The sequence below is a fragment of the Streptomyces sp. NPDC091209 genome (genome assembly GCF_044757755.1).
In the GTDB taxonomy this organism is placed as follows: domain Bacteria; phylum Actinomycetota; class Actinomycetes; order Streptomycetales; family Streptomycetaceae; genus Streptomyces.
Genome location: NZ_JBIVVR010000013.1, coordinates 189,357 through 209,139, shown reverse-complemented (window position 1 = coordinate 209,139; position 19,783 = coordinate 189,357). Strand labels below are relative to the sequence as shown.

At 70.9% G+C, this 19,783-nt stretch carries 17 protein-coding genes; 11 read left to right on the top strand and 6 right to left on the bottom strand.

Annotated elements, in window-relative coordinates; genetic code table 11:
* Positions 1-9 precede the first annotated feature (9 nt).
* The 6 genes from ACIQRL_RS32140 to ACIQRL_RS32115 are packed head-to-tail and all read left to right on the top strand — an operon-like array spanning position 10 to position 10,551.
* The gene (locus tag ACIQRL_RS32140; protein ID WP_401338124.1) at positions 10-201 is read left to right on the top strand and encodes a hypothetical protein; all 192 of its coding nucleotides are present in this window, start codon (positions 10-12) and stop codon (positions 199-201) included.
* Positions 198-2,486 (top strand): LamG domain-containing protein, encoded by a 2,289-nt coding sequence (locus ACIQRL_RS32135; RefSeq protein ID WP_401338122.1) that lies wholly within the window; start codon positions 198-200, stop codon positions 2,484-2,486. Before ACIQRL_RS32140 ends, ACIQRL_RS32135 begins: the two co-directional genes overlap by 4 nt.
* Entirely contained in the window at positions 2,483-3,898 is a 1,416-nt protein-coding gene (locus ACIQRL_RS32130) for a ComEC/Rec2 family competence protein (protein ID WP_401338120.1), read from the top strand. Before ACIQRL_RS32135 ends, ACIQRL_RS32130 begins: the two co-directional genes overlap by 4 nt.
* A complete protein-coding gene (locus tag ACIQRL_RS32125) occupies positions 3,895-8,412 on the top strand; it encodes a DUF6603 domain-containing protein (RefSeq protein ID WP_401338118.1) in 4,518 nt (1,505 codons plus the stop codon). The genes ACIQRL_RS32130 and ACIQRL_RS32125 overlap by 4 nt, the downstream gene beginning before the upstream one ends.
* On the top strand, positions 8,409-10,232 hold the full coding sequence (locus tag ACIQRL_RS32120; RefSeq protein WP_401338116.1) for a hypothetical protein: 1,824 nt from the start codon (positions 8,409-8,411) through the stop codon (positions 10,230-10,232). The genes ACIQRL_RS32125 and ACIQRL_RS32120 overlap by 4 nt, the downstream gene beginning before the upstream one ends.
* Before the next feature lie 46 nt (positions 10,233-10,278).
* A complete protein-coding gene (locus ACIQRL_RS32115; protein ID WP_401338113.1) occupies positions 10,279-10,551 on the top strand; it encodes a hypothetical protein in 273 nt (90 codons plus the stop codon).
* Positions 10,552-10,556: 5 nt separating this feature from the next.
* Here the strand turns inward: ACIQRL_RS32115 and ACIQRL_RS32110 are convergent, their stop codons facing one another.
* A complete protein-coding gene (locus ACIQRL_RS32110; protein ID WP_401338111.1) occupies positions 10,557-11,516 on the bottom strand; it encodes an NB-ARC domain-containing protein in 960 nt (319 codons plus the stop codon).
* A gap of 430 nt (positions 11,517-11,946) precedes the next feature.
* Positions 11,947-12,438 carry a GNAT family N-acetyltransferase gene (locus ACIQRL_RS32105; RefSeq protein WP_401338109.1) on the bottom strand — a complete coding sequence of 164 codons (492 nt, stop codon included), beginning with the start codon at positions 12,436-12,438 and terminating at the stop codon, positions 11,947-11,949.
* A 398-nt stretch (positions 12,439-12,836) separates the two neighbouring features.
* Here ACIQRL_RS32105 and ACIQRL_RS32100 point away from each other — a divergent pair, with 398 nt between their 5' ends.
* Positions 12,837-13,391 (top strand): dihydrofolate reductase family protein, encoded by a 555-nt coding sequence (locus tag ACIQRL_RS32100; RefSeq protein WP_401338107.1) that lies wholly within the window; start codon positions 12,837-12,839, stop codon positions 13,389-13,391.
* A gap of 128 nt (positions 13,392-13,519) precedes the next feature.
* Entirely contained in the window at positions 13,520-13,648 is a 129-nt protein-coding gene (locus ACIQRL_RS32095; protein WP_401338105.1) for a hypothetical protein, read from the top strand.
* Positions 13,649-13,751: 103 nt separating this feature from the next.
* Here ACIQRL_RS32095 and ACIQRL_RS32090 read toward each other — a convergent pair whose 3' ends face one another.
* On the bottom strand, positions 13,752-14,612 hold the full coding sequence (locus tag ACIQRL_RS32090) for a helix-turn-helix transcriptional regulator (protein ID WP_401338103.1): 861 nt from the start codon (positions 14,610-14,612) through the stop codon (positions 13,752-13,754).
* A 126-nt stretch (positions 14,613-14,738) separates the two neighbouring features.
* On the opposite strand from ACIQRL_RS32090, the gene ACIQRL_RS32085 reads away from it, so the two are divergent.
* The 3 genes from ACIQRL_RS32085 (at position 14,739) to ACIQRL_RS32075 (ending at position 16,652) form a co-directional block, all read left to right on the top strand.
* The gene (locus ACIQRL_RS32085) at positions 14,739-15,734 is read left to right on the top strand and encodes an aldo/keto reductase (RefSeq protein ID WP_401338101.1); all 996 of its coding nucleotides are present in this window, start codon (positions 14,739-14,741) and stop codon (positions 15,732-15,734) included.
* A 145-nt stretch (positions 15,735-15,879) separates the two neighbouring features.
* A complete protein-coding gene (locus ACIQRL_RS32080) occupies positions 15,880-16,218 on the top strand; it encodes a hypothetical protein (protein WP_401338099.1) in 339 nt (112 codons plus the stop codon).
* 263 nt (positions 16,219-16,481) lie between these two features.
* A complete protein-coding gene (locus tag ACIQRL_RS32075; protein ID WP_401338097.1) occupies positions 16,482-16,652 on the top strand; it encodes a hypothetical protein in 171 nt (56 codons plus the stop codon).
* A 122-nt stretch (positions 16,653-16,774) separates the two neighbouring features.
* Here the strand turns inward: ACIQRL_RS32075 and ACIQRL_RS32070 are convergent, their stop codons facing one another.
* Genes ACIQRL_RS32070 through ACIQRL_RS32060 form a run of 3 tightly spaced genes read right to left on the bottom strand, consistent with a single transcriptional unit; the run spans position 16,775 to position 19,757 of the window.
* Positions 16,775-17,347 carry a YbhB/YbcL family Raf kinase inhibitor-like protein gene (locus ACIQRL_RS32070; protein WP_401338095.1) on the bottom strand — a complete coding sequence of 191 codons (573 nt, stop codon included), beginning with the start codon at positions 17,345-17,347 and terminating at the stop codon, positions 16,775-16,777.
* Complete coding sequence (locus tag ACIQRL_RS32065) at positions 17,344-17,916, bottom strand: cysteine hydrolase family protein (protein ID WP_401338093.1); 573 nt, start codon at positions 17,914-17,916, stop codon at positions 17,344-17,346. Before ACIQRL_RS32065 ends, ACIQRL_RS32070 begins: the two co-directional genes overlap by 4 nt.
* A complete protein-coding gene (locus tag ACIQRL_RS32060; protein WP_401338091.1) occupies positions 17,907-19,757 on the bottom strand; it encodes an MFS transporter in 1,851 nt (616 codons plus the stop codon). Before ACIQRL_RS32060 ends, ACIQRL_RS32065 begins: the two co-directional genes overlap by 10 nt.
* Positions 19,758-19,783: the final 26 nt, after the last annotated feature.

The window sequence follows — 19,783 nt, the reverse complement described above, 5'->3', positions numbered from 1 at the left end:
ACACCACCCATGCCCGCGACGCCGCCACAGGACACCGCCCCCCGTATCACCCTCACCCTCGGCCTGGACGAGACCAACCTGGTCCTCGAAGCCCTGGGCCAACTGCCCTTCGCCCGCGTCTACCAACTCATCGCCGCCGTACAGGAGCAGGCCCACAAGCAGCTTGTCGACCAACCGTCCGACGGGGGGACCCCGGCATGACGACCGCCGATCTCATCCTGCACTGGCACCTGGACGAGGTCCTTGCCGCCGACGGCGTCATCGACGCCTCCGACAACCACCTCAACGGCACGCCCGAAGGCGCCCCCAAGAGCCTTCCCGACGAGCGCTTCGGCAGCTGCCTGGCCCTGGACGGCGCCGCGGACGCCCTGACCCTGGGCCGGACACCCCGGCTGACGCTCACCACCGGCTACACCGTGGAAGCCTGGATCAACCCCGGCCACTTCCCCGCCACCCGGGCCGGGATCGCCGCGACCGGCGCCCAGGTCTTCTCCCTCGCTCTTGCCGCCGACGGCTCCGTCGACCACGTCAGCGCCGCGGGGGCCGCGACCGCGACCGCCCCGCCCGGCTCCGTACCGCCCGGCGCGTGGACGCACCTCGCCGCGACCTCCGACGGGCAGGCGGTGCGTACGTACATCAACGGCACCCTCGTCACCGAACGCCCGCTGCCCACCGGCACCGCCCCCGGGCCGGCCGCCGACGCCCTGGTCGTCGGGCGCTTCGCCCAGAGCCCGTCCGGCTACTACGACGGGCGTCTGGTCCACGTCAGGCTCTACGACGGCCCGCTGACCGCTGCCGAGATCCGCCTCGACATGGCCGAGGACGAGGCGGAACTGGCCGCGTTCGTCCGCAGTCACCCGGTCGACTTCGAACTCGCCGACCAGGACCAGCACCCGGTTCTGTTCATCGACGACGGACCTTCCGGCCGGCCGATGACGCTGACCGTGACCAACACCTCCCGGCAGGAGTTCACCTTCCGCCCCCTCACCGGTCCCGTCTCGGCCGGCAATCACCACCTGGCGCTCCGGTTCCGCCCGCAGACCCTCGCCGCCACCCCCGAGCCGGCGCTGACCGCCCCCGGCTGGCAGCTGCTGCGCGGCCCCGACATGGGCACCGGCGGCGACACCCTCTACTTCCTGTGCACCGCCCCCGCCCCGCTCGGCCCGGGCGCGAGCCTCACCCTGCCCCTGACGGGGATGAACGCCGACGGCCGCGGCGGTACCCGCGGCACCCGCGTCGAACTCGGCTACCAGCAGCTGTCCTTCAGCGGCGAGACGGACGAACTCAGCGGCTCCCGGCTGCAGTTCCTGGACATCGTCAACCACCGCGGCCGCACCGACATCCCGTTGCGCGCCGGCTTCTCCGGCGGCAACCGGGTACTCAGCGACGGCTCCACCCTCAACACCCTGCGCCTGCGCGTCGCCAACGCCTCCCATGACGAACCCATCACCCTCACCGGCACCGGCGACGGGGTGGACGGGGCCTCTGCCATCGTCGTCGCCCTCGATGTCGAGCATGCCGGTGAGTCCGACGACTGGGCCCTCCTGACGGCCGGTGCCGCGCCCGCCGCCACCCTCGCCGTCCACGGCACCTCGGACGCCGTCGCGCTTCCCCTCGCCGTCTTTCCCCAGCCCCTGCGGGAGATCGGCGCCCAGAGCCTCCAGTGGAAGCTGACGGCGTCCCGCACGGTGACCGTGCCGCCCACGGGCTGGCTCGAACTGTCCCTGGGCGGCCTCGTCGCACCCGCCTCCCTGGGCCAGTCCCAGGTCCAGGTCAGCTACGTCAACGTGCCCGGCTATGCCGACACCTCCACCGCCGTCACCGTGGAGAAGTCGCCCCTGCTGTTCGCCGGGCAGCGGGCCGGACTCGGCACCACGGCCCCGCAGGCCAAGCTGCAACTGGTCGACGCGCCCGGCGCCCCCGACACCGGCTGCCTCATCCTGGGCCCGACCGACGGCTACAACTCCAACCTGCGGATGGGATACAACACCGCCTACAGCTGGATCCAGTCGCACGGCCTCAAACCGCTGGCCCTCAACCCCATCGGCAACAACGTCGGCATCGGCACGACGACGCCGCCCAACCCGCTGACCGTTTCTGCCGCCTCCGCCCACCTGCAACTGCGCCGCGACATCGTGAACGCGCCGGCCGGCAACCTGCTCTTCCTGGAGCTCTTCCAGGCCCAGTCGACCACCCAGACCAACCTCAGCATCCGCTTCCACCAGTCGAACAACTACTGGCACCGCATCGAGGCACGCCCCGAGGGCTTCCACCTCAAGACCGGCGACCTGACCAGCGACGTGCTGGTGGACCTCTACACGTCCACGGTGTACGCCCAGCAACTGAACCTGGACGGACTGCTGTTGCGCCTCCACGACGCGGAGGTCCTCAACCAGTTGTCGTCCGGCGAACTGCAGGTCGAGCTGGACGACATCCCGAACGGCCGGAGCGGGGGCACCTGGACACTGAGGCTGGTGGCGTCATGATGCCGGGGACCAGGTCCCGCAAGCGGGGAGCGCCGCCGTCCGTCACTGTCGCTCGCGACCGCGTCGAGGCGAAGAAGCTGAAGGAGGAGGTGGACACCGCCGAACTGGAGGAAGCCTCCGAGGACGCCGAAACGCTGGTCGCCGAGGCCGAGCCGATCGTGACCGACGCGGTCGTCGACGGGGACCTGAGTGTCCACTGCCTGGACGCGCTCCAGGGCGACTGCACCCTGATCACCACCCCGGCGGGCCACCACGTCATGATCGACTGTGGCCTCTTCGCCACCACCCTCAACGACCCCGGCAACCTTGTCAAAAGAGCCCGGGTCAAGGCCCTTGCGGACGCCGTACGCGGATTCCTCGGAGCCGACAAGCGTCTCGACATCCTCATCCTCACGCACTCGGACAAGGACCACCACAACGAGATCGTGCGCTGCCTCCAGACGGGCATGGAGGTCGGCAGTGTCTATATCAGCGGCACGGACGGCGACTACCAGCGGCAGGCCCGGAACCGCCTGGCCGGCATCATGGAACCGAGCAGCGACGACCCCACCCAGTCGGGACTGCCGAAACAGGTCGCCTGCCGTTGGACCACCACCGACCGTACGGCCACCGAGGTCGTCCTCAGGACCCTCGATGGGGAGACCACCTACGGGGCGGTGAACGGAACCATCGATGTGCGGGACACCGCCAACTGCCTGATCAAGATCCTCGTCGAGCCGAACTGCACCGTGTCCATCCTGGCCGCCGGGGTGCTGCGGGACACCTACCCCAAGGTCCAGGACACCGACGACCTGAAGATCGACGACGGGGACGCGCTGGGCAGCAACTGCGGAAGCATCGTGACGCTCATCGAGGCGTACGGCAAAAGGCTGCTGTTCTGCGGCGACGCGACGGTCAGCACCGAACAGTTCCTGGTCGACAAGCACCAGGCCCGCATAGCAGATCTGGACCTGCTGCGGATCGCCCACCACGGCAGTGGGGAGACCTCGTCGACCAAGAGCCTCATCGAGACGGCGAAGGCCAAGACGGCCGTGATCAGTTCGGGGCGGCAGTACAGCACCTTCCACCACCCGCGCTGGGCGGCCGTGCGCCGGTACCTCAACGAGTTCTCGTCGAGGGTGCCCAGTACGCCGCCGGACGCGCGCGGAACGCTGCCGCTCCAATTCTGGCACGGGTTCTCGGCCGAGGAGAACAACGAGGTGAACGAGCCTCCCGAGGAATCGGAGAACCAGCAGCCACTGGGAATCAACAGCCTCGTCGAGGCGCCCGCCGGCCGCGGCACCCTGTACAACGCGACCCTCGGCTACCCCCTGCGCCAGACCCCGTACACCCACACCGTGACCAAGCCGACCGACGGGCTGCGGGACGCCGCCGTGGCCACGGCCGACGCGATCGAGGAGGGCGTCCGGTGACCCCCGACGACCTGCGGGCCACGGTCGCCGCCGCGCTCCAGGGCGGCCGCCTCGACCTGGACCTGGCCGGACTGCTGCCGACCGCCGCGTCCGGCTACTTCGGCCAACTGCTCGACGGCGGGCGGCTCGTGCTGACCGGAGCCACCGCCACCCCCGCCCCGAACGGCGTCACGCTGACCGGCGCGGGCGCGGCCACGCCGTTCCTGGGCATGCCCACGGTCACCGCCGAACTCTCCGTGGGCACCCCGTCGGACAGCGGCGCGGTCGTGGCCGTGCTGGACGGTCAGGGCGACGACACCTGGGCCTTCGTCGTCAACTTCCCTGTTCTGCGAGGCACGTTCTTCGAGGGCCAGCGGTTCACAGCGCCCCGGCTCCAGGTGGACTCCGCCGCCGTGGCCACGGCCGAACTGGCCGAGGCGGGCAGCGGCTCCGCCGCCTTCACCGGCACTCTCGTCGTGGGCACCCGGCTGGCGGTGCTCGACCTGCTGCTGCCCGGTGCCGTGCACGCGCTGGACGGTGGGATACGCATGGTCTCCGGGCTGCCCGGGTCCAAGGTGCCCACCTCCACCGTGCCGGACATGGTCCTGGACGGGCCGACGGGCGGCCGGGCCGACCTCGGCCTGTTCACCGTGGAGCAACTGCGCTACGAGATCTACGCCAACCCACAGTTCGACTACGCCCGCATCGACCTCGTCGTGCCGACCTTTCTGCGCGTCACCGGAGTCATCCCGTTCACCACCGCCTCCGGGCAGAGCCACCAGGTGCTGGTGTACACGGACATCTCCGGTGACGGAAGGACGATCCGGCTGACCGCCGACTTCAGCGACGTCGGCACCCTCGCACTGTCCGACGTGGCGTCTCTGGCCGGACGCGGGGGCCTTTCCCTGCCGGTCGGGCCCGACATCGTGTCCCCGGTGGTGCTGGCCGAGACGACGGTGACCCTCACCCCCGGCGGCGGCCAACTGGTGGACTCCGTACGGGTTCTGCTGGAGACGCAGGAGGAGTGGACGATCGTCCCGGACCTGCTGACCCTCCAGGCCGTGGACATCGCCTTCCAGGTGGACCGGCCCCTGGCGTCCACCCGCGCGGTGCGGGGTTCCGTGACCGGGCTGGTGGCCATAGGCGAGTACGGAACACTCGAACTCAGCGCCGTCTCCGAATCCCGCACGCTCTCCGGCGGACTGCGCGAGGACGACCCGCCACTCAACGTCCGTGAGGTCTACAAGCACTTCACCCAACAGGACGCGGGGCATCTGCCCGACATCACCGTCCAGACGTTCACCTTCTCCATGACCCTGCCGGACGGCCAGCGGCAACTGGCCTACGAGGGCAAGATCGTGCTCGACGCGGACTGGCAGATCGCCGAGTGGCTGGTGCTTTCCCAGGTCGCCTTCGAGATGCGGCACCAGGACGCGGCCACCACGTTCTCGGCCCTGGCGTACTTCTACGTGGGGTCGACCTCCGTCCTGGTCTCCGCCGCATACGACTCCGACCCCGCCAAGGGCTGGACCTTCGCCGGAGAGACCGGCCCGGGTGTCGCCGCCCCCATCGGCGACCTGGCCGACGACCTTGCCCGCCGCTATGCCGGTCTCGCCCTCCCCGCACCGCTGGCCGGGCTGACCGTGCAGAACCTCGGCGTCCGCTACAGCACCGGCACCAGCGCCCTGTTCGTCACCGCCGAGGTCACCCTCCCCATCGACAAGTCGACCGAACTGGTCCTCACCGTCACCATCGACACCGCCGAACGGCGCTACAGCGGCGACTTCACCGTCACCGTGGACGGCAGGGCCTACGCCTTCACCGTCCGGTTCGCCGACAGCCCCGACGCCCAGCGGTTCGTCGCCACCTACCGCCACGGCACCGGCACCGGCCCGGTGCCCACCCTCGGCCAACTGGTCGGCGCGCTGTCACCGGCGGCCGCCCGGTACATACCCGACGGCATCACCGTCGACCTCAAGGACGCCCTGTTCGCCTTCGACAAGACCGGGCTCACCAACGTCTACGTCCTCGGCGCCGATCTGGCAGCCACCGTCGACCTGGCGAACCTGCCGCTGGTCGGCGAGCGGTTCGCCGGCGGCGGCGGGACCTTCGGCGTGGACCCGCTGCGACTGCTGGCCGTGTCGGGACCGCTGCCGATGGCGGAAACCACCGCGCTGAACGGCCTGCTGCCGCCGGAGGTGGCCCCGCTGCCCGCTGCCGCCGACCTGGCGGCCGGGTTCACCGCCGACGCGGTGCTGAAGCTCGGCGAGATCACCCAGCCACTGAGCCTGCCCGCACCGGGCACCGGCACCACCGGCAAGAGCCCCGCACCCACTCCCACTCCCACTCCCGCTCCCGCTCCCGCTCCCGGGCAGCCGAAGGCCACCGACGACAACGTGCTCTGGTACAAGGTGCAGCGCACCTTCGGACCGGTCACCTTCCAGCGCGTCGGCTTCGCCTACCAGCGCCCGCCCGATGGCTCCGCCAAGCTGGCCTTCCTGCTGGACGCCTCACTGAACGTGGCCGGTCTTGCGCTCACGCTCGACGGCCTCGCGGTCGGCATCGACCTCGCCGACCCGGCCGGCGGGCCGCAGTTCGCGCTGCGCGGGCTCGGGGTGTCGTACAGCTCGGGCGAAGTGGAGATCAGCGGCGCGTTCCTCGCCGACACGATCACCTACCAGGGCCGTGAACTGCCTTCCTACAGCGGCAAGGCGGTGCTGCGGACCAAGGCCTTCTCGCTCGGCGCACTGGGCTCGTACGTCCAACTGCCCGAAGGTCCCTCGCTGTTCGTGTACGCGTTCCTGGACTACCCGATCGGCGGGCCACCGGTCTTCTTCGTCGAGGGACTGGCCGCCGGGTTCGGCTACAACCGGCGCTTCATCGCCCCGGACGTGGCCGCTGTCGCGACCTTCCCGCTGATCGCCGAGGCCGCCGGGACACAGGCCCCGGGGGCGCTGGCCGACGAGTTGAGGGCGCTGCAGGACTATCTGCCGCCCTCACCGGGCGACTTCTTCCTGGCGATCGGCGTGCACTTCAGTTCGTTCCGGATGATCGACTCGGTGCTGCTGCTGTCGGTGGGCTTCGGTCACCGCTTCGAGGTCGACCTGCTGGGGCTGTCCACCCTGGTCCTGCCGTCGCCGGACGCGGTGAAGGCCGGGGCGACACCACTGGCGCAGGTGCAGTTGGCGCTGCGCGCCTCACTCGTGCCCGACGAGGGGTATTTCTCGCTGCGGGCCCAGCTCACCGAGAACTCCTATCTGCTGTCCCGGGACTGCCGGCTGACCGGCGGTTTCGCGTTCCAGGTGTGGTTCGGCGACGACCACAACGGCGACTTCGTGCTCAGCGTCGGCGGCTACCACCCGCGCTTCACCGTCCCCTCCCACTACCCGGCGGTCCCCCGGCTGGGGTTCACCTGGCAGGTCACGCCGCAGCTGTCGATGAAGGGATCGGCGTACTTCGCGCTGACCCCGTCGGCCCTGATGGCGGGCGGCAGTTTCAGCGCGACCTTCGACGACGGCTCGCTCAAGGCGTGGTTCAGCGCGTCGATGGACTTCCTGATCGGCTGGAGCCCGTACCACTACGAGGCGGACTTCTGGGCGAACATCGGGGCGTCGTACACCTTCAGCTTCTTCGGTACGCACACGGTCTCGGCCCAGGTGGGGGCCCAAGTGAGCCTGTGGGGACCGGAGTTCACCGGGCGGGCCGCCATCGACATCGGCATATGCTCCTTCACCCTGGCCTTCGGGACAGGGGACGCCGGCGCGCCCCAGCCGATCGACTGGACGGGCTTCCGGAAGGCGTTCCTGCCGGCGGCAGACGACGCCATGGTCACCGTGGTGCTCCAGGGCGGAGCGAGCGGCCCCGGCGGGGCGGACCCGGGCGACCTGGGTACCGTCAACCCGCTGGAGCTGGTGCTGCGCACCGATTCGGTCATCCCCAGCCGCGACGCCTACCGCGGCCCGGCACAGGGCGGCCAGGCGCTGGACACGACGGGCGCGGCGACCGCCTTCGGGATCGCACCGCTGGGCCGGGACCGGAGCCACCCGGTGGCGGCCACCCAGCGCATCGAGATCCGCCGGGCCGACGGCACCCGGGCCGACGACGGCTTCCGCTACGAGCCGGTGACCAAGAACCTTCCGGCGGCCATGTGGGGGGACCGGCTGCGGCCGTCCGTGACCGATCCGCCGCTGGTCGGCGACCTGCTGACGGGCTATACGATCCGGCCGCTGCCGCCCGCCGAACCGGCCGCGGCACCATATCTGCCGCGCGATGTGCTGCGCGCCGCCACGGCCCTGGAAACCCAGCAGGACGCCTACCGCTGGGTGGTCCGGCAGCAGTTCACCCCGGACGGGCGGGACGCGACGGCCCGACGCCGGGCGATGGCCGACGGCATCACGGCGCCCGGGACGGCCGCGGTGCGGTCGGCCGTGGCGGCGGCGGTTCTGGCCGATGCCACCGGTGACGACGCACTGGACCTCGGTGGGTTCGACGCGGCCGGGTTCCTGGTCGTGCCGCAGGTGGGAATGGAGCCGTGAGCGCGATGTCACCCGACCGGACGCTGTTCGTCGACTACCAACTGGCCTCGCTGGCAGCCGGGGACTACCGGGTCACGGTCACCCAGACCATCGGCGTCGACCCCAAGGCGTACACCTCGACCCGGACCTTCTCCGTCGCCGGGGAGCGGTTCGTGCTGCCGCCGACGCTTGTCGAGGCGGCCTTCCCGCCGGACGGCAGCCTCGGCGACCACAGCCATGTCCTGCCGCACGTGGTGCTCAGCCGTTCCAGCCTTCCGTGGGAGCGCGGTCCGGAGGCGGTCCGCGGCCCTGGCGCGCCGCTGCCATGGCTGGCGTTGCTGCTCTTCGCCGGGAACGAACAGCCCGAGCCGAAGGTCCTGCCGCTGTCGGCGGCGGCGGGCACCTCGGACGCGTATTTCCCGGCGCCCGCTGCCCTTCCGGCCGACGACGACCCCAAGGTGACGGTCATCGACGTGCGCCGGGCGCTGCTGGCCGACCTGCTGCCGACCCGCGCCGAACTGCCGCTGCTGGCACACGTGCGGCGCGGCGACGGGGACACCCCGGACGGCGCGGTGGTGGTCGGCAAACGGCTGCCGCCGGCCGGCACGTCGAGCAGCGTGCATCTGGTCTCGCTGGAGGGGCGGTTCCCCGCGGGCAAGGAATTCGACCTGGGGCCGGGCGGGCCCGACTCCCTGGTCCGCCTGGTCTCGCTGGCCGGCTGGCGGTTCGCCTGCCTGGACGAGGCGGAGACCTTCGGCAGACTGGCGGCCCGGCTCACCGACTCCGGAAGCCCGCTGCGGCTGCCGGACAGCGGCGAGGAGCACGCCGACGCGTATCTGCGGCAGGGTTACGTCCCGATACGGCACCGGCTGCGCGGTGGCGGCCGGTCGGTGGCCTGGTACCGGGGCCCGTTCGCCACGGGCCCGGCCGCCGCGGGGCCCGACCCTGACCAGGGCCCGGCCCGGGCCGCCGACGAGCTGCTGCGCTATCACCCGGGCGTCGGCATGTTCGACGTCAGCCATGCCGCGGCCTGGGAGGCCGGACGGCTGCTCGCACTGCACAGCACGGGCTTCGCCGGGTCGCTGTACGAGTGGAAGCGCCGCCGCGACCAGGCCGGGAAGCGCACCGTGGCGGCCGCGCATCCCCTGGCCGTGGCGCCGATCGACGACGCGCTTCCGGTGGGCGTCATGGAGTGGCTGACGGGTCTCTCCCGGCTCGACGGGGTCCCCTTCGGCTATCTCGTCCCCGACGAGCGATTGCTGCCGGTGGAGACCGTACGGTTCTTCCACCTCGACCAGGAGTGGATGCGCCACCTATTGGACGGCGCCTACAGCCTCGGCCGGGTGGGCTCCGCCGACGCCGAGCTCGACGCCGCGCATCCGCTGCCGTTGGACTATCCGCTGATCACGGGTGCGCTGATCCGTTCGGACGTGGTCTCCGGCTATCCGGGGCTCCTGGTCGACGGCTATGCCGACCCGGCCGGGGTGGATCTGCTGACGCCGGTACGGGTGGAACGGTTGGCGCCGAGCGTCCTGCTCTGCCTGTACCGGGGCGACGTGGGCCGTCTCGACCTCCATCAGCAGCCGGAATCGCTGCACTTCGGGGTCGTGCCACAGCCCGGGGGCAGCTTCACCAAGCGGCTGCGGGGCCTGGCCGACACCGCCCCCGACGCCGGTGAGCTGGAGCCTGTGCCGCTCGGGCCGAGCGGCACGGTGCCGGTGCGGCGACTGGCCGACGCGATGGCGGCGCGGCTGGGCGCGGCCCCGGCGGCGTTCACGGCGGGGGCGCTGGCCCGGCAGATGATCGAGTCCGGCGAGCGGGTCACGTTTCTGCGGGGCTGATCCGGAGAGGTCCTTTCACGGGCGTCGCGTCCGGCGTGGGCGGACGGTGACGAGGTCCTCGATCTCCGGCGCGGACAGCGTTCCCGCGACCTCGTCCGGGCGGAGGTACGAGCAACTCGCGATCTTCGACGCCGCCGATCAGCTCGTCGAGCGGGAGGGTGGGGCATACGGCCTCCCTGCCACCTTCCGGCGGCCCGGCTGGGGACTGCTTCACGGCATCCTCGCCGGGGAGCAGTCCATGGACGGGCGGGCCCGGCGTTCCGTTCTCGCCCGGATCCTGCCGCACGCCTCGCGCCGGGATCCTGGCCGTGATCTCTGAGCGCCCTATCTCAGCTGCGGCCCTGTCCCCCGGGCGTCCGCCGCCACCGGGCCCACATCGACCGCGGACAGCGGAAGCGTCGGGTGCGTCAGGGCGGCCTCGGCGGCGGCGCGCAGCGGGAGCGGCAGCCGGCCGCACCGTTCGGCGAGGGCGGTGGCGCCGTGCCGGTCGGCGCCGACCCGGTCCCCGACGAGGGTGCGCAGCAGGCGCAGCGCGTCAGTGGGCGCGAGCGGGCCGAGCCCTATGCGGTGCGCCCCGTACCGGACGACCAGATCCGCGAGGCGGCCCCGGCCGGTGGCGAGCACGGGGCAGCGCGGGGTGCCGGGGAGCAGCGGCCGTATCTGGTCCGCCGACGCGATGTCGTCCAGCACCACCAGCATCCGGCGCCCGGCGAGCAGGGTCCGGTAGCGGGCGGCCCGCTCGTCCGGTTCCTGAGGCATGTCGTTGCCGGGTACGCCGAGGGCGCGCAGGAAGGCGGCGAGTATGTCGGTGGTGGCCGGGCCCGGGCCCGGTGCGGAGCCGCGCAGGTCGGCGTAGAGCTGCCCGTCGGGGAAGGCGTCGCGCACCCGGTGGCCCCAGTGCACGGCCAGAGCGGTCTTGCCGACTCCGGCGGGACCGCACAGGAGGCAGATCGCGGTGGCGGTGGCCAAGTGCTCGTCCAGGGCGCGCAGTTCGGTGCTACGGCCGGTGAACGCGGGGACATCGGGCAGCAGTTGAGCAGGCACCATCTCAGGAGCCGGGGCCGCCGACGGCTGGAGAGGCAGGTCCGCCAGCGCCATGACGACCAGACGTCGGGTGTGCGCCCGGCCGGCGCGTCCTGCTTCCACGTTACGGATCGTGCGCACCGACACGGCGGCCCGTACGGCGAGTTCCTCCTGGGTCAGCAGGGCGGCCGCGCGGCGCGACCGGACCCACAGGGCGAATTCCTCGTCGGCTAACACGGATTCCCCGGCATCGAACGGCACCGCGCCACCTCCCCGGAATCTCCCCTGAATCTCCCCTGATCCGGTCTTGATCGTACGGACAAGAGCCCCTCCCGCGCGCCTGGTTGGGCCGCGGCGCGGGGCGGGCTACCAGGCCTTTGTCAGGCCTTTGCCGTTCGGTTGACCAGTGACGAACTTCCACACCGCGTGTCCCACGTGACAACCCGGCGCGGATGGTTGACCAGACGTTCGTGCGCCTGGGGTGAGGCTGCCTGCCGGTACTCGTCGATGAGGCCGCCGAGGCGTGAAATGCCGCGGCATGAGGGTCGATGGTGGTGCCGCGACCGGCTTGCCCGACCGTGGCGCACGCAGTCTCCGTGCTGCGCATGTCGCCCGTGCCCCATGGTGGCCGCGTCCTTCCCGCAAGCTGTCCGCCCGTGCGCGGGCAGCTCGTGCGCGGGCAGCTCGTGTCCTACGGCTGGAGCACCAGGTCGCGCTGATACCAGGTGCCCGGTTTACCGCCGAGGTCGGCCGGCCCGACGGGGACGAACCCCGCTTTGGTCAGCACCTTTTGGGAGGCGACATTCTGGCGGGCCGCGGCCGCTCGCACAGTGCGCAGCCCGTGCCGGGACGCAGCCAGCCGGCACACTTCCCGGACGGTCGTCGTTGCCACGCCGCGGCCGGCGACGTGCTGCGCGACCCGGTAGCCGAGTGTTGCGGTGTGGTCCTCGATGTCGATCAGATTGAACCGGCCGAGTACCGAGCCGTCCTCGGCGACGAGCACGTGGAAGGCGCAGATGCCCGCCTCCTGTTCCGCCAGCAAGGCGCGGAACCTCTCGGAGAACTGGGCGAAGAACTTGTCGCCCCGGTCGGGGATCGAGGCGGCGAAGTAGGCCCGATTCGCCAACTCGAAAGCCAGGACCGCCGGGGCATGGCCGATATGCAGCCGCTTCAGCTCGGGCATTGCCCCACCCTACCCAGGCGGCGCGCCGAGGCCGACCGGATTTCCGTCGACGGAGAGGACGGCGCCATGCCGTCCGCGCCGGTCGTGCCGGAGGCGCGGTCGGCGGAGGTCCCTCCGTCTCGTCCTTGTCGCTTCGTCCTGGTCGCGTGCGGTGAGGTGCCCGGCCGGTGGGTTCGCGAGAACCCGGTCCGGTGAGGGCGGTACCGCGCGAGACACCCAGCCCGGTGGCGACGGGCAGCCGTCCTCGCCGTGCACCCGCAGGGAAACGCCCGGCTCGGCTGCCGGACACGCCACGCGTTCTCGGCCGGCCCCGGGATGCCGACCGATTCCTTTTCGGGCCGAGCCCGGTCTCTTCATTCCACAAGGCCGGAACGGCCGGCCCGAGGACGGAGACCATCATGCGCAAGCTCATCGCGGGAGCGTTCGTCACACTCGACGGTGTGGTCGAGGATCCAGGCGGGTTCGGGGAGACCGAACGCGGCGGCTGGGCACTGGAGTACTTCGACGACATCGCACGCCAACGGGCCACCGACGCCTTGCTGGCCGGCGACACCTTCCTGCTGGGCCGGGTGACCTACGAGACCCTCGAGAAAGCCTGGTCCAACAACACCGGACCGTATGCCGAGGCGATGCACAATCTTCCCAAGGCCGTCGTCACGAACACGCTCAGCGGCCCCCTGCCCTGGAACGCCACCGCCCTCACCGGTGAAGCCGCGCAGACCGTCGCGGAACTCAAGCAGGAACCCGGCGGCCCCATCATCATGTACGGCAGCTTCGCCCTGATGCGAACCCTGCTCCAGCACAACCTGATCGACGAACTGAACCTCGGCGTCCACCCCGTCGTCGTCGGCACGGGAAAACGGCTCTTCGACACCGTATCGCCGCGCTCGCTGCGGTTGACGGCCGCAACCCCTGGCTCGACCGGAGTCGTCACGCTCACCTACGCCCCGTAATCGCGAGCGCCAGGCTCGTTGAAGGCGCCTGTTGAAGGCGCCTCAAGAAGCACCGGTTGTGCGGACCCCGAGCCGGTCAGTGTCCGTCGTTGTTCGCCAGGTGCTCACGCAGGACCGAGGAGCCGGCCGTGCAGGACTCGGGACCGGCAGGCGCCGCCCGCGCCCTGCACGCCGCGTTGCCCGAACAGAGCATCCTCAGCGGCGCGGAACAACATCTGCTGAGGGAGTGGCTGGACCACATCGCCTCCGACAGTTGAGGCGCTACGGCTGCGGGGTTGTCGAGGGCTGGGTCCGGCGTAGTGGCCACTCCCCCGGCCCGAAAGCCCGACTACCGAACCGGCGCCCCATGGCCGGGCGCGTTCATCGTGGCGACGGGCCCGTTGCCCCCGCGGGAAACTCCTCGGTACCGATGACCCGTAGCAGTTCCAGCCGCTCGCGGGCCTCGGCGTCCGCCGGTGTGAGCACCAGCAACTGCTGCCCCTGGTCGGGCGTTACCAGGGTCTCGCAGTCCATCACCAGACGGCCGACCTTCGGATGCAGGAAGGTCTTGCGGTCGGCGCGCCTGACCGCCACCTCGTGCTCGGCCCAGAGCCTGCGGAAGTCGGGGCTCGCGGCCTGCAAGCGGTCGACGAGTCCGGCGACCAGGGAGTCGCCGGTGCGGCGGCCGGCGGCCGCACGCAGGTCGGCCACGAGCTGGCGGGCGTGACGTTCCTGTTCCTCGGACGGGCTGAGGGCGCGGGCTGCGGGGTCGGTGAACCAGCGGAACGCCAGGTAGCGCCGGTCGCCGGAGAAGCCGGTGTGGTCACCGGTGAGCAGGAGTGCGGCCCGGTTCTGGGCGAGGATCTCGCCGAGGTCGGACAACACCAGGGCCGGGGTGTCGCCGAGCAGGTCGAGCATCCGGATCAGACCGGCGCGGGCCAGACGGGCCACTCCGTCGGCAGGAGGGGGCTGGTGGCCGGCCAGGTGGAACAGGTGGTCACGCTCGTCCTCGGAGAGGCGCAGTGCCCGGGCCAGCGCACCGAGCAACTGGACCGAGGGCCGGCTGCTGCGGCCCTGCTCCAGGCGTACGACGTAGTCGACCGACATGCCCGCGAGCGCGGCCACCTCTTCCCGGCGCAGGCCCGTGGTACGGCGTCGAGGACCCTCGGCGATGCCGACCTCGGCCGGGCGCATCGCCTCGCGGCGGCGGCGCAGGAAGTCGGCGAGTTCGTCACGTTGCATGCCTCCATGGTCCTCGCGGCGGGCGAGGCGATCCAGGGAGCGGCACTCCCAGGATGAACGCTCCGCTCCCCTGACTCGCGATGCGGGCGCACAGTGGGTGGCAGATCCACAACGAAGGAGACCACGATGCGCACACGAACTCTGGGCACCACGGGCCCTGCCGTTTCCGCCCTCGGCCTGGGCGCCATGGGCATGTCGGGCGTATACGGCACGGCCGACCGCGCGGAGAGTATCGCCACCGTGCACGCCGCGCTGGACAGCGGCGTCACGCTGATCGACACCGGCGACTTCTACGCGATGGGCCACAACGAGCTGCTGATCGCCGAGGCGCTGCGCGGCCGGAATAGGGACAGCTACCGGCTGAGCGTCAAGTTCGGCATGCTGCGAGGGCCGGGCCCCGGCTTCGGCGGGGTGGACGGCCGCCCCGAGGCCGTGAAGAACTTCCTGGCCTACTCACTGACCCGTCTTGGCACCGATCACATCGACATCTACCGCCCCGCCCGGCTGGACCCGGCGGTACCGATCGAAGAGACGGTTGGCGCGATCAAGGAGATGATCGACGCCGGGTACGTCCGGCACCTCGGCCTCTCTGAGGTCGACGCGGCGACGATCCGCCGCGCGCATGCCGTGCATCCGGTCGCCGATCTTCAGATCGAGTACTCGCTGATCTCCCGTGCGGTGGAGGCGGACATTCTGCCCGCGCTGCGGGAGCTCGGCATCGGTCTCACCGCGTACGGCGTCCTCAGCCGTGGGCTCATCTCCGGGCACTGGTCCGCCGACCGTAGCGCCGGCCCTGGCGACAGCCGCGCCTTCAGCCCGCGATTCTCGAGCGGGAACGTGGAGCACAACCTCGCCCTCGTGGAGGCACTGCGCGGGGTCGCCGACAAGAAGGGGTGCACCGTTGCCCAGCTCGCCATCGCCTGGGTGAGCGCACAGGGCGACGACATCGTGCCGCTGGTCGGCGCCCGCACCCGCGAGCGACTGGCCGAGGCACTGCCCGCGATGGAGCTGGACCTCACCGCGGACGACCTCGCCGAGATCGAGAAGGCGGTACCGCCGGGTGCGGCGCGTGGCGACCGTTATCCGTCCGCGTTCATGTCCAGCCTCGGCGCCGGCAACTGAGTCCGGCCGCCCGGTCCGTCGCGCTCCTGGACCGGGTGGACGGTCGGGCCGCCCCGCGAGCGACCCCTCCCACGAGGCGGAGTCGCCCCGCCGCCCGCGGCTGACGCACCGGGAGCGCCGCGCGTCCAGGATCTAGGCTCCTCCCATGACCGACGAAGAAGTGATGACACGCGTCGTCGCGATCCTCACCAAGACACGTGAGTACGTCGGGGACGACGCGCCCGAACCCGACAGCGAAGGCGATGTCCTGCTCAACGAGCTGGTGAAGGACATCTTCCCGAGGAGCGTGGACATCGACGACGACGCCACCCCGCAGGAAGTCGCCGACGCCATCGCCCAAGCGATGAGCGGCCCGATCTTCACAGCCTTCGGGGCATTCGCCGCCGCCTTCCACCAACTCGCCGCGGAGCACGACCGCGGCGACCCCGAAGTCCCCTCCGCCCAGGTGCTGCGCGACCTCGCCCTGCGCGCCAGCAGCGAGTGAAGCGATCCGCAGGCCCACCCGCAGGAAGCTTCCACCGCCTCGGCGATCCATGGCATCAGCACCACTACAGTGCCCGCGCTGAGCACCACTGAGCCTCGTCAAGGACTACATCGAGAACCAGAAGGGCCCGGCATGACCGTCACCCCACAAACGCAGTGACCTCGGCGCTTCGCGCCTCCAGACCAAGGACCGCGTCCCCGCCCGGCCTGAAGGCCGGGATTCCCCGCGAAGAACAAGAGATGGGCATCCTCGGCAGCGGTCGAATGGACCAGACGATCGTCGAGGTCGGCGACGGATCCCGCACGGTCGTGGGCAGCGAGATCGCGGCCGACCCCGAAGCGCTGCGCGCCTTCTGTGCGCAGGAGCGGGAGCGGAACCGGATACTCAAGCAGGAGCGGGACACGCTGAATGGCATAGAGGCCGCTTCCAGCTGACGGGGCGCAGCTCCGGCTCTGTTCTGCGGTTGCGCCGGTGAACGGACAACCCCGGGCACGGGCACGCTGCCTGTGCCGGGACCTGGGCCTGGGCTGGCCTGGGCCTGGGCCTGGGCCTGGTGTCAGCGTTCGTAGACGCCGGTCAGGCGGCCGCGGGCGAGGACGGGTGCGGTGACGGCGGGCAGGAGGGCGCGGGGCCGTACTCGGTCCACCGACGTTGTGCCGGGGGTGCTGTCCACGGGCGTGGAGAGGGCGAACAGTTGGAAGACGTAGCGGTGTGGTCCATGGCCTTTGATGGGTGCGGGACCGTGGTATCCGCGCCCGATGGTGGACCGCAGCGCCTGCACTCCGGGGGCGGACTGCCGTGCGTTGAGGGCGCCGGGGTCAAGGTGCCGGGATGCGGGGTCGATGAGGGCGACGCAGTGCACGGCAGGCTTGGCCATGGGAACGTCGATGTCTTCGACGACCAGGAGGAGTTGGGCGGTGCCGGGAGGCGGCGCGGTCCAGGTCAGATGGGGGGACGTGTCGCCGCCGCCGACGTGCTTCGCGCAGTGCTCCAGCGGCATGACCTCGCCGTCGCCGAAGTGTTTGCTGGTGAGGGTCAAAAGGTCGGGGCCCCGCAGGTTCGGCATGTGCCACGCCGTGCCGGTCTCGCCCGCTCTGCGGTTGTTCAGGAGTCGTCCGAGCAGGGTCATCGTGTTGCCTCGATCATGTCGATGACCTCGGCGGTGGTGGCGGTTTCGCCGAGCTTGGGGAAGACGCGTTCGATGGTGTGACGGTGCGCGTCGCGGTCGGGGTCGCTCATGGCGTCGGTCGACAGGACGATGTGATAGCCGTGGTCGGAGGCCGAGCGTGCGGTCGACTCGACGCCCGAGCTGGTCGAGATGCCCGCGAGCACGACCTGGGTGACGCCCAGGTCCCGCAGAAGGGTGTCGAGACCGGTGTCGTGGAACGCGCTGCGCCGCCGCTTGGTGATCAGGTGATCGGTCGGCTGGACATCGAGTTCGTCGATGAGGTCGGCCCAACCGGCAGGCAGGGCAGTGCCCTTGCCACTGCCCGCCCCTCCCGTATCGGTGCGCCCCGGCGCGCGTCCCGTGACGTTGACCAGCACCACGGGTAGACCGCACCGGCGGAATTCGGTGGCCAGATCGGTCGCCTGCTTGACCGCGGCGGTGGCCGGAGAGTCGGTGTGGGCCGAGACCACGCCCTTCTGAAGGTCGATGACGACGAGCGCCACCGTGGGATCGATCGTTGTCAGTGCCATGCTTGCTTCTCCTGGGGGTGTGGACTGGTTGCCGGGCTCGGGGGCTCGGTGGACTCGACGACGGGCGTCCCTGTCCGGTCGTCGGTGGCGGTGGCGGTGGCGGTGACCAGGTCGTCGCCGGTGGTGGCCGTTCGTGGTCCTGGGGTCTTGGCCGTGGGTCCGGTGCCGCGCAGGAGGGACGCGATGGCGGCGAGGAGGGCGAGGGTGGCGCCGAAGGCGAACACGATGACCAGGCCGGAGTGGAACGGTCCTGCGATCAGGTTGGGGAAGAACTCGCGTCCGGTCAGCGCCTGTTGCTGTGCCGCCGTGAGGTGGGCCAGGACTCCGCTGGGCTCGAGCAGATGCTGGACCGGGTTGACGCCCAGTTGCGCGGCGAACAGGGAGGAGACCGGGGGCAGGCTGCCGATCTGGGTGGCGACGTGGGCCGGTACGCCCTGGTGTTGCAGTCCGCTGGTCAGGCTGTGCGGAAGACTGCCTGCCAGTCCGGCGATCATCAGGGAGAAGAACACCCCGATGGAGACGGCGGTGCCGGAGTTCTGGAAGGTCGCGCGCATCCCCGAGGCGACGCCTCGCAGGTGTGCCGGGACGCTGCCCATGATCGAGGAGGAGTTGGGGGAGGCGAACATGCCGCTGGCTATCCCGTTGAGCGCGATCAGCGCCGCGAAGATCCAGTAACTGAAGTCGATCGGCAGGAGCATCAGGCCCAGGAAGCTGGCACCGAACAGCACGGCACCGCCGGTGGCCAGCCCCCGGGAACCGAGCCGGTCGGACAGATACCCGCAGACGGGTCCGGCGGCGAGGAAACCGGCGGTCAGCGGCAGCATGAAGATGCCGGCCCACAGCGGTGTACTGCCGTAGTCGTAGCCGTGCAACGGAAGCCAGATGCCCTGCAGCCAGATGATCAGCACGAACTGCATCCCGCCTCGGCCGATCGAGATGGCCAGGGCCGCCAGATTGCCGAAGGTGAAGGCCCGCAGGCGAAAGAGACTCAGTTGGATCATCGGCGCGCCGACGCGGTTCTCGATGGCCACGAATGCCGCCAGGAGGAGCAGTCCGCCGACGATCAGCCCGTCGGCCAGCGGGTTGGTCCAGCCCATGGTGTGCCCGCCGTAGGGCTGCAGGCCGAGAGTGACCGCGACCAGGACCGCGCTCAGTCCCACCGCGAAGGTGATGTTTCCCCACCAGTCGATCCGGCCGCCGCCGCGCTGACCGCTCTCGCGCAGGGTGCGGTACGCCCACACCGTGAAGAACACGCCGACGGGCACGTTCACCCAGAACACCGCCCGCCAGTCCCATGCGGCCAGCAGGCCACCGGCGACCAGGCCGATGAACATCCCGGCCAGACCGGCGACCTGGTTGATCCCCAGGGCGAAGCCACGCTGCTCCTCGGGAAAGGCGTCGGTCAGGATCGCGGCCGCGTTCGCGGTGAGCATCGAACCGCCGACGGCCTGCGCCAATCGCCAGGCGATCAGCCACATCGCTCCGTGTCCGCCGTCGAAGGGGTCGAAGGACAGCAGGATCGAGGCGAAGGTGAAGACCGCGAACCCGGAGTTGTAGAGGCGGACCCGGCCGTACATGTCTCCCAGCCGGCCCACCGTGACCACGAGGACGGCTTGGACCAGCCGATACCCCATGATCATCCACAGCAGGTAGGCGATGTTGCCCGGAGCCAGCGGGTCCAGGTGCACGCCCCGGAAGATCGCCGGCAGGGCGATCAGCACGATGGAGCCGTCCAGCGCGGACATGAAGACGCCGGCGGTCGTGTTCGTCAGTGCCGTCCACTTGTACCGGTCGTCGGCGGACGAGCGGCTCGGGTCGCGCGTCCCGGGAGGATCCGTCATCAGCTTGCTTCCTCGTCCTTCTGTCG

Excerpts from the sequence above, each read along its gene's own strand:
- ACIQRL_RS32140 (WP_401338124.1), top strand. The coding sequence starts at position 10 with ATGCCCGCGACGCCGCCACAGGACACCGCCCCCCGTATCACCCTCACC.
- ACIQRL_RS32135 (WP_401338122.1), top strand. The coding sequence starts at position 198 with ATGACGACCGCCGATCTCATCCTGCACTGGCACCTGGACGAGGTCCTT.
- ACIQRL_RS32130 (WP_401338120.1), top strand. The coding sequence starts at position 2,483 with ATGATGCCGGGGACCAGGTCCCGCAAGCGGGGAGCGCCGCCGTCCGTC.
- ACIQRL_RS32105 (WP_401338109.1), bottom strand. The coding sequence starts at position 12,438 with ATGCCCGAGCTGAAGCGGCTGCATATCGGCCATGCCCCGGCGGTCCTG.
- ACIQRL_RS32100 (WP_401338107.1), top strand. The coding sequence starts at position 12,837 with ATGCGCAAGCTCATCGCGGGAGCGTTCGTCACACTCGACGGTGTGGTC.
- ACIQRL_RS32090 (WP_401338103.1), bottom strand. The coding sequence starts at position 14,612 with ATGCAACGTGACGAACTCGCCGACTTCCTGCGCCGCCGCCGCGAGGCG.
- ACIQRL_RS32085 (WP_401338101.1), top strand. The coding sequence starts at position 14,739 with ATGCGCACACGAACTCTGGGCACCACGGGCCCTGCCGTTTCCGCCCTC.
- ACIQRL_RS32080 (WP_401338099.1), top strand. The coding sequence starts at position 15,880 with ATGACCGACGAAGAAGTGATGACACGCGTCGTCGCGATCCTCACCAAG.
- ACIQRL_RS32075 (WP_401338097.1), top strand. The coding sequence starts at position 16,482 with ATGGACCAGACGATCGTCGAGGTCGGCGACGGATCCCGCACGGTCGTG.
- ACIQRL_RS32070 (WP_401338095.1), bottom strand. The coding sequence starts at position 17,347 with ATGACCCTGCTCGGACGACTCCTGAACAACCGCAGAGCGGGCGAGACC.
- ACIQRL_RS32065 (WP_401338093.1), bottom strand. The coding sequence starts at position 17,916 with ATGGCACTGACAACGATCGATCCCACGGTGGCGCTCGTCGTCATCGAC.
- ACIQRL_RS32060 (WP_401338091.1), bottom strand. The coding sequence starts at position 19,757 with ATGACGGATCCTCCCGGGACGCGCGACCCGAGCCGCTCGTCCGCCGAC.